Source organism: Aquabacterium sp., from assembly GCF_030652515.1.
GTDB lineage: Bacteria > Pseudomonadota > Gammaproteobacteria > Burkholderiales > Burkholderiaceae_C > Aquabacterium.
In genome coordinates this window covers 42,074-54,390 of record NZ_JAUSAR010000069.1, presented here as the reverse complement: position 1 = coordinate 54,390, position 12,317 = coordinate 42,074, and the positions used below count along the sequence as shown (strand labels likewise).

General features: G+C 65.4%; 12 protein-coding genes. 6 read left to right on the top strand and 6 right to left on the bottom strand.

The features are described 5' to 3' along the window. Positions 1-13 precede the first annotated feature (13 nt). On the top strand, positions 14-1,237 hold the full coding sequence (locus Q7V20_RS08875) for a phosphoglycerate kinase (RefSeq protein WP_304789424.1): 1,224 nt from the start codon (positions 14-16) through the stop codon (positions 1,235-1,237). A gap of 6 nt (positions 1,238-1,243) precedes the next feature. Then, positions 1,244-2,056, top strand: coding sequence for a hypothetical protein (locus Q7V20_RS08870; protein ID WP_304789421.1), 813 nt, complete (start codon positions 1,244-1,246; stop codon positions 2,054-2,056). An 8-nt stretch (positions 2,057-2,064) separates the two neighbouring features. On the opposite strand, the gene Q7V20_RS08865 is transcribed toward Q7V20_RS08870, so the two are convergent. From Q7V20_RS08865 to Q7V20_RS08845, 5 genes are all read right to left on the bottom strand, one after another. Further along, a complete protein-coding gene (locus tag Q7V20_RS08865) occupies positions 2,065-2,985 on the bottom strand; it encodes a metal-dependent hydrolase (protein WP_304789418.1) in 921 nt (306 codons plus the stop codon). 61 nt (positions 2,986-3,046) lie between these two features. Further along, positions 3,047-3,916 carry a metal-dependent hydrolase gene (locus Q7V20_RS08860; RefSeq protein ID WP_304789415.1) on the bottom strand — a complete coding sequence of 290 codons (870 nt, stop codon included), beginning with the start codon at positions 3,914-3,916 and terminating at the stop codon, positions 3,047-3,049. Positions 3,917-3,926: 10 nt separating this feature from the next. Continuing rightward, positions 3,927-4,808, bottom strand: coding sequence for a metal-dependent hydrolase (locus Q7V20_RS08855; protein ID WP_304789413.1), 882 nt, complete (start codon positions 4,806-4,808; stop codon positions 3,927-3,929). A 152-nt stretch (positions 4,809-4,960) separates the two neighbouring features. Further along, positions 4,961-6,037: an AraC family transcriptional regulator gene (locus tag Q7V20_RS08850; protein ID WP_304789410.1), complete on the bottom strand. Its 1,077-nt coding sequence runs from the start codon at positions 6,035-6,037 to the stop codon at positions 4,961-4,963. After that, entirely contained in the window at positions 6,034-6,867 is an 834-nt protein-coding gene (locus Q7V20_RS08845) for an alpha/beta hydrolase (RefSeq protein WP_304789407.1), read from the bottom strand. Before Q7V20_RS08845 ends, Q7V20_RS08850 begins: the two co-directional genes overlap by 4 nt. Positions 6,868-7,085: 218 nt before the next feature. Here Q7V20_RS08845 and pyk point away from each other — a divergent pair, with 218 nt between their 5' ends. Then, positions 7,086-8,516: a pyruvate kinase gene (gene pyk, locus Q7V20_RS08840; RefSeq protein ID WP_304789404.1), complete on the top strand. Its 1,431-nt coding sequence runs from the start codon at positions 7,086-7,088 to the stop codon at positions 8,514-8,516. A 7-nt stretch (positions 8,517-8,523) separates the two neighbouring features. On the opposite strand, the gene Q7V20_RS08835 is transcribed toward pyk, so the two are convergent. Further along, a complete protein-coding gene (locus tag Q7V20_RS08835) occupies positions 8,524-9,813 on the bottom strand; it encodes an acyltransferase (RefSeq protein ID WP_304789402.1) in 1,290 nt (429 codons plus the stop codon). An 81-nt stretch (positions 9,814-9,894) separates the two neighbouring features. Between Q7V20_RS08835 and Q7V20_RS08830 the strand changes: the two genes are divergently transcribed. From Q7V20_RS08830 to Q7V20_RS08820, 3 genes are all read left to right on the top strand, one after another. Further along, positions 9,895-10,125, top strand: a complete 231-nt coding sequence (locus Q7V20_RS08830) for an acyl carrier protein (RefSeq protein WP_230182796.1) — start codon at positions 9,895-9,897, stop codon at positions 10,123-10,125. Positions 10,126-10,260: 135 nt separating this feature from the next. Beyond that, positions 10,261-11,307 carry a zinc-binding dehydrogenase gene (locus Q7V20_RS08825; protein WP_304789397.1) on the top strand — a complete coding sequence of 349 codons (1,047 nt, stop codon included), beginning with the start codon at positions 10,261-10,263 and terminating at the stop codon, positions 11,305-11,307. 22 nt (positions 11,308-11,329) lie between these two features. Continuing rightward, positions 11,330-12,316: a 3-oxoacyl-ACP synthase III family protein gene (locus Q7V20_RS08820; protein WP_304789394.1), complete on the top strand. Its 987-nt coding sequence runs from the start codon at positions 11,330-11,332 to the stop codon at positions 12,314-12,316. The last annotated feature ends 1 nt before the right edge of the window (position 12,317 follow it).

The window sequence follows — 12,317 nt, the reverse complement described above, 5'->3', positions numbered from 1 at the left end:
CCATTTCACCATCATGAACATCCTCCGATTTGAAGACCTCGTGGCCCAAGGCAAGGTGGCTGGCCAGCGCGTGTTCATCCGCGCCGATCTGAACGTGCCGCAAGACGATGCCGGCAACATCACCGAAGACACGCGCGTGCGTGCCTCGGTGCCGGCGATCGAGCTGGCGTTGAAGGCGGGCGCGGCCGTGATGGTGACGTCGCACCTGGGGCGCCCGACGGAGGGCGAGTTCAAGCTGGCCGATTCGCTGGCACCCGTGGCCAAGCGCCTGGGCGAGTTGCTGGGCCGTGAAGTCAAGCTGGTGTCCAACTGGGTGGATGGTGTCACCGTGGCGCATGGCGATGTGGTGCTGCTGGAGAACTGCCGCCTGAACAAGGGCGAGAAGAAGAACAGCGAAGAGTTGGCGCGCAAGCTGGCCGCGCTGTGCGACATCTTCGTGAACGATGCTTTTGGCACGGCGCACCGCGCCGAGGGCACCACTTATGGCATCGCTCAGTACGCCAAGGTGGCGTGCGCTGGCCCGCTGTTATCCGCCGAGATTGACGCGCTGAACAAAGCTCTGGCAGCGCCCAAGCGGCCGCTGGTGGCCATCGTGGCGGGCTCGAAGGTGTCGAGCAAGCTGACGATTCTGGAGGCGCTGTCCAAGAATGTGGACGGACTGATCGTGGGGGGCGGCATTGCCAACACGTTCATGCTGGCCGCTGGTTTGAACGTGGGAAAATCGCTGGTGGAGCGCGACCTGGTGCCCGCGGCCGCGGCGGTGATTGCGGCGATGAAAGTGCGGGGTGCCGAGGTGCCGATTCCTGAGGACGTGGTGGTGGCCGAGGGCGTGCCCAGCGGCAAGTTCGATTTTGGCGCGTTCCTGGCTGCGGCCAAGCCTGTGGTGAAGGCCGCCACCGATGTGGCCGATGACGACATGATTCTCGACATCGGGCCGAAGACGGCCGACAAGCTGGCGGCCCAGTTGAAGTCCGCAGGCACGGTGGTGTGGAATGGCCCGGTGGGTGTGTTTGAGGTCGCCGCTTTTGAAAATGGCACCAGGACGATCGCCAAGGCGATTGCCGAGTCCAGCGCCTTCAGCATTGCCGGTGGTGGCGACACCTTGGCGGCGATTGCCAAGTACGGCATCGAGAAAGACGTGGGCTACATCTCGACCGGTGGCGGCGCTTTCCTGGAGGTGCTGGAAGGCAAGACCTTGCCGGCGTTCGAGATCCTGCAAAAGCGCGCGGCAGGCTGACCGGCCATGGTCAAGCGTGCGCTGCTGGTCCTGGCCATCGCCGGGGTGCTGGTCTGGTGGTACGAGCAGGGGCAAGGTCCCGACGTGGCGGCGGGCAAGTCTGCGGTGCCTCAAGTTGCTGCGGGCTTGGAGCCGCAGCCACCGGCGGCCAGAGGGACTGTCGTGCGGCCGGCTGGCGGCTGGTCGCCCAAGGCGTGGTCGGTGCTGGGTGGCAAGCTGGTGCCGGGGCGTGCCTTGCGCGAACGGTTTGACAGCTACCTGCCCCTGGGCAAGGGGGTGACCATGGTGGAGGTGCGCGCGACCTTGGAGCAAGACGCCTTGGCGGACCTGGGGCAGGCCAACAGCGTTCAGGTGCTGGCCATCTGGGACCGCTATGCGCGTCTGCAGAACCACGATTGGCAGCGTCCGTTCAACGGCTCGGAGCCGAAAGGCTGGCAGGCCACCTTGAACGAGCAGCACAAGGTGCGTCGGCAATTTTTAGGCGCTGATTGGGCCGAGGCGTTTTTTGGCGAAGACGAGGCCGCCTTGCAACGGCGCATTGCCAGCCTGGTGGCCAGCCCCCGTCAACCGGCGGCGTCCAGTCTGGACGATGTGCTGTCCCGGGCGCCTGCATCGGCGGGCTTGGTGGCCTCGGCGGCATCAGCGCCTCGTGACGATTGGCGCGCACGCGCGGACAAGGCTCGGCTGGAGTGGACCCACCTGACGCAGGACGCTTCACTGGATGAAGGCCAGCGCTTGATCCGCATCCGCCAGTACTTGCAGCAAAATTTCAGTGGGCCAGAAGCGGCCCGGCTTGAGCGGGATCTGCAGTTGCCCTGACGGGGCGGTCAACGTCGAGGTGGTGCTGTTGTCAGGGCATCGCCGGCAGCGATCACGTCGCCGGTGCGTTTGAGTGTGTCGGCCCACAGGGTGTAGCTGGGCAGCATGCCCGAATCCCAGGGATGGAAGCCCGGTTTGTACCAGGCCAGGTAGGGGCGGATGATGTCGGCCATCATGCCGCCGGGGCCGTACAACCACCACAGGCCTTTGGCCCACAGCTTGAGGCGTTGCGTGCGGCTGAAGCCATCGACCTTGAGCATGTGGCCCATGATCTGGAACACGAACATCGGGAAGTTGATGCTGACCTGCAGGAGTGCGAGCACGCGCCGCAGGTAACCCACCTGGGCGACTTGTTGCATGACGTCGTAGGCGACGCCTTTGTGCTCGACTTCTTCGACGGCGTGCCAGGCGTACATGGCGCGCACGCGGGGATCGGCGTCCAGGAAGAGGTCGTGGCGCTCGAACCAGCCTTGGGCCATGATGGCCGTGAGGTGCTCGGAGGCCGCGGTGATGGCCAGGGTTTGCTGGCGTGACAGGCGTTGGCGGGTGACGTCGAACAGGAAGTGGCGCTGGTTGGCGAGGATGCGGTCGACCTTGATGCCTTGATCGGCCAGGCGCCGGTTGAAGGCCGAATGCACCATGCTGTGCTGGGCCTCCTGCCGGGTGAAATCCTTGATGGCCTGCAGGTGTTCGGGGTTGGTGACCTGGTCGCGGAAATCGCGCACGCAGGTGATGAAGAAGCGCTCGCCCTCGGGGAAGAGGGTGGACATGGCGTCGAAAAAGCGCGTCTTGAACGGGTCGCCGCCGAACCAGTGGCGGGGGATGTCACCGTCCAGGCCGAAATCGAGGTGCTCGCGCGGCACGATCGGCACGGCCGCTGTGGGGCTGGCCGGGTGGGCGGGAGCGTCGGTGGTGCGCAGGACGGTCATACGGCCATATCGGCCGCTGGCTGAGAAACTTGAGGCCCGCCGTGGGAGGCCTCCAGTGTGATCAGGCGGCTGCGGCGTGCAACACCTCGCCGGCCAGGATCGGGTCGCCGGTCTGGTTGAAGGTGTCGAGCCAGAGCTTGTAGCTGCTCATTTCACCTTGCTGCCAGGGGTGGAAGCCGGGCTTGTAGTAGTGGAGGTATTGACCGAGCATGGCCATGAACAGGCCGGTGCCCGGCTTGTACAACCACCACAGGCCCTGCGCCCACAGCTTGGTGCGCTGCCAACGGCTGAACCCATCGACCTTGAGCATGTAACGTGTGCTGAGCATGGCGTTGATGGTGAAGCCCAGGGTGACTTCGACCATGGTCACCACGCGGCGCGGGTACCAGACCTTGGCGATCTTCTGCATCACATCGAAAGCCACGGCCTTGTGCTCGATCTCTTCCATGGCGTGCCAGGCGTACATGGCGCGCATGCGCGGGTCGGCGGCGGCCATGACGTCTTTGCGCGCGAAGAAGCTGTGCGCCATGATCGAGGTCATGTGCTCTGCGGCGGCGGTGCTGGCCAGGGTGTGCTTCTTGGGCAGGTACTTGCGCATCCACTCGATCAAGCCGCGCTGGATGCCTTCGAGCTTGTCCACGTCGATGCCCTGCGTCTTGAGGCGTTCGTTGTACTGGCTGTGCACGATGCCGTGCTGGCCTTCCTGGCGGATGAAGTGCTTGATCTCTTCGCGCAGCATCGGGTCGCTGACCTGGTCGCGGAAATCACGCACGCAGGAGATGAAGAAGCGCTCGCCCTCGGGGAAGATGGTCGACATGGCGTCGAAGAAGCGCGTCTTGAAGGGGTGGCCGCCGAACCAGTACTTGGGGATGTCGCCTTCCAGGCCGAAGTCGAGTTTCTCGCGCGGAACGATGGGGTTGTGCGGGTGCATGGAGGTGTCCTCAGGCGTGGGTGCCGTGCAGGCGGTTGCCCGCCAGGATGGGGTCGCCGGTTTCCTTCAGGATGCGCAGCCAGTTGTCGTAGCTGGGCACGACGGGGTCTTGCCACGGGTGGAAGCTGGGCTTGAGGTAGCTGAAGTACTTGCCGACCATGGGCGAGAACAGGCCGCCCGGTTTGTACAGCCACCACAGGCCTTGGGCCCAGATCTTGGTGCGCTGCCAGCGGCTGAAACCATCGACCTCGAGCATGTGCTTCATGATGCGGAAGACATGGAAGGGGAAGAGCAGGGTCACCAGCAGCATGGAGCCAACGCGGTTGCGGTAGCTGCTTTTGGCGATGTTCTGCAGCACGTCGAAGGCCACGGCCTTGTGCTCCATCTCTTCCATGGCGTGCCAAACGTAGAGCGCGCGGATGCGGTCGTCGGCCCCTTCGAAGATCTGGGGGCGCTCCACAAAGCAGTCGGCCATGATGGCGGTGATGTGCTCGGCCGCGGCCGTGATGCCCAACGTGAACTCACGCGAGGTGTGCTTGCGGATGATGCCGAACAAGCGCTTTTCCTGGCCCGCCAGGATTGCATCGACGCCGATGCCCTGGGCTTTCAGGCGGTCGTTGTAGCGCGTGTGGACGATGCCGTGCTGGCCTTCCTGGCGCGTGAAGTCCTTGATGTCCTGCAACACCTTGGGGTCGGTGGTGCGGTCTTTGAAATCGCGCACGCAGGTGATGAAGAAACGCTCGCCCACCGGGAAGAGGGTGGACAGGGCGTCGAAGAAACGGGTCTTGAACGGGTCGCCGTTCAGCCAGTACTTGGGGATGTCGCCGTCCAGCCCGAAATCCAGCTTTTCACGCGGGATGATGGGTGGCGGGGTCATTTTTGTGGGGTTCATGTGGGGTCTCCTCGGCAGGGGGTTGCGCACTGGGCACAGGCTTTCCGATGAATGAACTTTAGGCAGTTGGCGCCAGCGGGGCTATGGCGTGCAACGACAGCAGGGTAATTTTCGCGACAGCTTGAGCCTAGGGAAAACACCCGGGTTTGCCGTCATGGGCCGGGGCTGCGGCGGTACTGGCTGGGGGTGACGCCCGACCAGCGCGTGAAGGCTTGCGTGAAGCTGCGTCGATCAGAAAAACCCAGGCGGTCGCTGATGTCTTCGATGGGCAAGGCGGGGTCTTGCAGCCATTGGCGCGCCAGTCCGTAGCGCACCCGGGCCTGGATGCCGGAGTGGCTGTCACCGATGTCGCGCAGGCGGCGTTGCAGGGTGCGGGCGTGAAGGTGGAGTTCTTCGGCCAGCGCCTCCAGGCCCAGGCCCAGCAGGCGGGGCTTTTGCGCCAGCGCACGTTCGATCTGGTGGACCAGGTTGCCCGCCTGGTCGAGGGCGCCGACATCTTGCTGTTGCTGCTCGGCGCGTTGGGCCACCTGCTGGACCACGCGCTGCGCGGCCTGTTCGTGCAACTGGGGAAAGCCGCCGCGCAAGGGCAGGTCCAGCAGAGCCCGGTCGAACCACATGGCGCTGACCGGCTCTGAATACGAGATGGGCACATGGAAGAAGGCTTCGCAGGCGGCGCGGTCCTGGTGGGGCGCGTGCTGCAGGGTGATGCGGCCAAACAGCTGTTGTCCGCCCAGCAGCATGCGGGTGAACTTGAGCAGGCTGGCGAACACGCCTTCGGTGAAATGCCAAGTGGTGTCGGGCGAGGCCACGGGGTGGTTGAAGGCCACCGACATGCGCGCTTCGCTGCCATGCTCGGCCAGCGAGATCTGCATGTAGGGGTTGAGCAGCGGCGGGATCCACTCCAGCGAGCGCGCAGCTTCGCGCAGGGTCGGGCTGGTGGTGATGAAGGTCTCGATGTCCGACATGTACTCGAAGGCGAAGGTCTCGCCGAGCACGAGTGGAAAGTGCTGGCCCCGGCCCATGGCGCGCGTCTCGTCGACACAGCGCTGCATGACGCGTTGCATGGTCTCGCGTTGGATGACGGCGGTCTCGGGGTGCAGGTTGCTGGTGTCGACGCCTTCTTCCTCGAAGATGCGGCCGATGTCGATGCCGCACAGGTTGGCCGCGCGCACCCAGTTGGTCACGGTGACAAAGGGGATGGGCGGCTCGACGGGGGCAGGTGCGGTCATCGCGTCGGGATGTCGGGGGCGGACGGGGTCTGGAAGTGGGTCAGCCAGCGCAGCACTTCGGCCACGGTGGCCTGCGGCTGCTCGAAAGGATACAGGTGTGTGCCCGCGATCCACGACATGTTGGCCGAGCCGACCACGCGGCGAATCCCACTGAGCTGGACAGCCTTGAGCTCTTTGGAGCGCGTGCCGCCGATGAAGGCCATGGGGCAGGCCGGGGGACTGCGCCGGAACTCCTGCACCAGGTTCACCGGCATGCTTTTGTAGATGCGCGATTCGATCTCACGCTTGAAGCTGAGGCGGCGGCTGACGCTGGGGTGGTGCTCGGTGCCGTGCTGCACGTAGGCGTCGAACACGCCGGGGTGGAAGGCGGCGAACTTGGGCTTGGCGATGAAGTGCTCGCGCACGGCCTCCAATGTGGGCCACTCGTGGCAGCGCTGAGCGGCCACGCCAGAGGGCATGACGCGATCGACCACGCCGAGTTGCTTGACCAGCTTGAGGCCCCAGGCGCGCCAGCCGTGCAGCAAGGGCGAGTCGAGCACGACCACGCCCCGGGCCAGCTCGGGGTGGCGGCTGGCCAGCATCATGCTCAGGTAGCCGCCCAGGGAGTGTCCGACCAGGTAGACGGGGTGGCCCACCTCATGGTCGATGAAGTCCTTGAGCTGGCGCACCAGGTGCGGCCAGTCGGCGGTGACGGGGTAGCGCGGGTCGTGGCCGAATTTTTCGAGGGCATGGACCGCGTAGCCGGCCGCGCGCCAGGCCTCGAACAACTCGCGGTAGGTGCTGGCCGGGAAACTGTTGGCGTGCGAGAAGACGATGGTGGGCTGGCTCATGGGGGTGTTAACTGCAGTGACTCCCTTGGCATGTCGGCATACCGGACACTTTGCTGAAGCGTTACGTGATCAGGTAAGGTGCGTGGCTCAGTGTAATGTTTCGGGGGAAGGTGCGACAAGCGAGGGTCTTGCCGCCCCAATTCCGGCGTTTCAACAGGCGGTTTGGTGGGACACTGTTTGCGAGACAACTGCCGCTCTGAACACAGAGTCGAAACGCCATGCAACGTGCCACCAAGATCGTCGCCACCCTGGGTCCTGCTTCGTCTTCGCCGGATGTGTTGGAGCGCATGTTGCGCGCGGGGGTTGACGTGGTGCGCCTGAACTTTTCGCACGGCAAGGCGCAGGACCACATCGACCGCGCCCAGCTCGTGCGCGAGGTGGCCAAGAAGGTGGGCAAGGTCGTGGCCATCATGGCCGACCTGCAGGGCCCCAAGATCCGCGTGGGCAAGTTCGCCGAAGGTGCCGTGATGCTGGAAAACGGCCAGCCTTTCGTGCTGGACGCCAGCCGCGTCGAGCCCGGCGACATCCATGGCGTGGGCCTGGATTACAAGGAGCTGCCGCGCGATGTGCGCGCTGGCGACATCCTTTTGCTGAACGATGGCTTGCTGGTGCTGACCGTGGAGTCGGTGAAGGGCGAGGCCGTCAACACCATCGTGAAGGTGGGGGGCGAGTTGTCCAACAACAAGGGCATCAACAAGCAGGGTGGCGGCTTGACCGCGCCGGCCCTGACGGCCAAGGACATGGAAGACATCCGGACGGCGGCGAGTTTCCAGTGCGACTACATCGCCGTGTCCTTCCCCAAGAATTCAACCGACATGGAGATGGCGCGCCAGCTGTGCAATGTGGCGGGCGAGCCCTGGAAGCACCGCCCGGCCCTGATCGCCAAGATCGAGCGCACCGAGGCCATCCCCAACTTGGAAAGCATCCTGAAGGCGTCTGACGGGATCATGGTGGCGCGGGGTGACCTGGCCGTGGAGGTGGGCAATGCGGCGGTGCCCGCGCTGCAAAAACGCATGATCAAGATGGCGCGCGAGATGGACAAGGTGGTGATCACGGCCACGCAGATGATGGAGTCGATGATCGTGAACCCGGTGCCCACGCGCGCCGAGGTGAGCGACGTGGCCAACGCGGTGCTGGACGGCACCGACGCCGTGATGCTGAGCGCCGAGACGGCCGCTGGCAAGTACCCGGTCGAGACCGTGGAGCAGATGGCCGCGATCGCGATGGCGGCCGAGGCGGCCGAAGACGTGTCGCTGGACGCCGACTTCACCAACAAGAAGTTTGGCCGCATCGACCAGTCGATCGCCATGGGCGCGCTGTTCACGGCCTACCACCTGGGTTGCAAGGCCATCATCGCCTTGACCGAATCGGGCTCGACCGCGCTGTGGATGAGCCGCCACCGCATCCACGTGCCGATCTTCGGCATGACGGCGCAGCCGATCTCGCAACGCAAGATGGCGCTGTACCGCAATGTGCGGCCGCTGCTGATCCGCAGCCACACCGACCGCGACGAGGCGCTGAAGCAGGCCGAATCGCTGCTGGTGGAAAGTGGCTTGCTCAAGCCGGGCGACACCTACGCCATCACCTGCGGCGAGCCCATGGGCTACCCGGGCGGCACCAACATGCTCAAGGTGTGCGAGGTCGGCTGAGCCGGTCTCAAGCAGGGCGCAGGGCGGCCAGTTCGCCCCGGCGCGCGGTCAGCCGCACGTCGAAGCCACCGTCCATGCCTGGAGTGGGCGTCAACAGCAGGTGGCGGTAGGGCGGGCGCTCGGTTTCGTGCCAACTGGGCGGGCCTTGGCCGAAGTCCATCTTGTAGACCGGGAAGTGCGCGCAGTTGTTGACGATGATGCCCGCCTCGACCAACTGCTTGCCGCCCTCTGACAGGAGCTGGCCCACGGTGTGGCGCTGCCGATGGCCTTCGATGTAGCCCAGGTAGCCCAGCAACTCGTCCTGGCTGATCCGGTCCAACGGGATGTGGCAGCGCTGCGCCAGCGTGGTCAGGCTGCCATCGGCCAAATCTTGGGCGCTCAGGGTGACGAGGTCGCGCCCCAACGCGTTGCCGATGAACTTGCGCGCCAGGCCCAACTGGCGCCGAAAGCGCAGATCGGTGATCACAGTGATGGCGCGGGGTTTGCTGGCCCGCAGGTGGGCTGACCAGGCCCGCAGGCAGTGGGCGATGGCCAGGTCATGGGCGGCCACGCTGGTGCCTTCGGGCAACTGGGCCTTGGCCTCGTCTTTCCACTGCTGTACTTGCTGCGGGGTGATGCGCAAGATCACCCGGTCGAGCTGGGTGACGTGTTGCCAGGCAAAGCGCGTGTACAAAACCACCCGTTGCAGCAGGGGCGTGACGCGCACGGTGGGGTGTTCGCAAGGCCGGTGCATGTTCTCCTGGCCAAAGCGGATCACGGCATTGCGGTCCAGCACGGGTGGCGTGAGGGCGCCGCCGTGGTGGGCCCGAACCCAATCCATCAAAAAAACCCAGAGCGCACCGCCGTCGCAGGCCGAGTGCACCGGGGTGATCGACAGCACGGCGCCGCCATCGCTGAACTGGTGAAGCTCGATCACCATGAGCGCGCGGGGACGGTCCACCACCTGCCATGGGTAGATGCGCTTGAAGAACTGGCGGATGCCCTGGTTCATGGGCCGCGCCACGCCATAGGGGGGCAGGGGCCCGGGGTGTTGCTTGACGATGAAGGGCACGCCCTGGTCAGCCGCATCAATGAAGATGTGGCCCTTCGCATCGCGCTTGAGCCGCCCGGACAGCACCGGGTAGGCGTTCAAGGTGGTGGCCAGCGATTGCTTCAATGCCTTGGCGTCCAGGCCTTGGGGGTAGACCAGGATGCACGCGGTGGCGGCATGCGAGGCCAGCACGTCCAGGCCGGTGAGGTACTGGCGATCCAGCGTGGCCCCTGCCCTGATCAGGGTGCGCTCGGTGAGAAGGGACATGGTGATCCTGTGGTGTGTGTTCGCGTGGCGATGGCGGTGGCCATGATACAAACGGCACGCATTTCATTGGGAGTTTGCACCATGGATCGTTTAATCACCGACATCGAGGACGCCACACAAAGCCTGCCCGGCCTGTTCGGGCCCGATGCGGTGTTGGAAACCGTCGAGGGGTGGGACTCCCTGGGCATGGCCTTGTTCATCGGCATCGTGGCCGAGCGCACTGGCGTGGAGTTGGCGATCGAGGATTTGCAGGAGTGCACCACGGTGCGCGATCTGCAGGCCATGCTGGAGCGCAAGGGCGCCGTGGCCTGACAGGCGCTGGGCTTTGAACTCGCGGGAATGTCCTCCCCCCGGTTGACGGGGATGCCAGTGCCTCTGGCGGTTATTCGATAAACGGCCGGTGATAGAGTTCCTTGTGGCATCACATATTCATGGGAGCTTGTGGTCGTGAAAGCAGTTTATTTCGAAGCACATGGTGGCCTGGATGTGCTGCGCTACGGCGATGTACCAGACCCTTCCCCCGCCGCTGGCGAGGTGGTGATCCGGGTGGAGGCCGCAGGCCTGAACCACAACGACATCTGGGCCCGCCAGGGGCTGCCCAAGATCGCCGTGCCGCTGCCGCACATCTCGGGCTCGGACGCCGCGGGCGTGGTGACTGAAGTGGGTCCGGGCGTCGTCTACCCGCGCGTGGGCGACGAGGTGGTGGTCTACCCCATCCAGTCTTGCCGGGTGTGCCAGCACTGTCTGGCGGGCGAAGAACTGTTCTGCCGCACGATGGAAGTTTGGGGCTTTCAGACGGGGCCGCTGATCGGCGCGTTTTCCCAATACGCCCGTGTGCAGGCCGCGCAATGCCTGCCCAAGCCTGCCCACCTGAGCTGGAGCGAGGCGGCCGTGACCAGCAGCGCCATGCTCACGGTGTGGCGCATGCTGGTCACGCGCACCCAGACCAAGCCTGGCGAGCATGTGCTGATTTTTGGCGCCAGTGGCGGTACGGGCACGGCCGCCATCCAGCTCACCAAGGCGATCGGTGCGGTGTCCATCGCCGTGGCATCCAGTCAGCGCAAAGCCGAGTTCTGCGAGTCGCTCGGGGCCGATCACGTCATCCGCAGTGACCTGCACGATGTGGCCCGGGAGGCGCGCCGCATCACGCACCGCAAGGGGGTCGACGTGGTGTTTGACCATGTGGGCGCCACGACCTGGCAGATCGGCATCGAGGCACTGCGCTGGGGTGGGCGGCTGGTGATCTGCGGTGCCACCGAAGGCTTCGAGGCCAAGACGGACCTGCGTTTTCTCTGGAACAAGCAGCTCTCCTTGCTGGGCTCGCACGCGGGCACCCACAGGGAGTGGGTCCAGGCCATGCGCCTGGTCGAGGAGCGGGCCCTGCGCCCGGCCCTGACCGAGGTCATCGGCTTGCAAGACCTGCCCGATGCGCAAGCCCGCATGGCGGCTCGTGGCACCATCGGGAAAATCGCCGTCGACATGGTGGGCCGCTGAAGCGGCACGGAGTATTCATTTGATGCAGCAAGCAGTTTCGATCACGGCCACGGGCAGCTACACGCCGACCCAGGTCATGGACAACCACCAACTGGTCGCCCGCTTCGGGTTGACCGTGGACGACGCGTGGATCGTCAGCCGCACCGGCATCCGCAGCCGCCACTGGCTGCAGCCCGGCGAAACGACTTCGGACATGGCCGTGATCGCCGCGCAGCGTTGCCTGGACCAGGCCGGGATATCGGCCTCGCAGGTGGACCGCATCATCATGGCGACCATCTCGCCCGACCTGCCCAGCCCCTCCACGGCCACCATCGTGGCCCGCAAGCTGGGCGCGCGCTGCATGGCGTTTGACATCTCGGCGGCGTGTTCAGGTTTCTTGTATGGCCTGGACCTCGCCGCCGCGTCGATCCAGATGGGCGCGCGCCGGGTGCTGGTGATCGGGGCCGATGCGCGCAGCCGCTACGTCAACCCGAAGGACCACCGATCGACGGTGCTGTTCGCCGATGGCGCAGGCTGTGCGCTGGTTGAGCCCAGCACGACCAAGCCCGGTTTTCTGAGCATGGTGTGCGGGGCCGAGGGCATCGAGCGCATGGGCGCCTACATCCCTGCTGGTGGCGCGCAGCTTCCGGCCAGTTTTGAAACGGTGGCCGCGGGCCAGCACTACCTGCACATCGAACCCAAGAACGACATCTTCGAGCTCTTTTTGCGCTTCACGCTGGAGTCCTGCCACCAGGCGCTGGACCGCGCCGGTTTGACGGTGCCCGACATCGACATCTTCATCACGCACCAGGGCAACGCCAACCTGGTTCAGATGGCGGCCAAGGAGCTGGGCTTTGCGCCCGAGGCCGTGGTGGATGAAGTGGCCCACCATGGCAACACGGCCGGGGCTTCGGTGGCCATCGCGCTGGACGAGACGCTGCGCTCGGGCCGCATCAAGCCGGGCAGCAAGGTGTTGCTGGCGGCGGTGGGGGCGGGCTGCACCTTCGCGGCCGCTGTTCACCAGTTCTGAC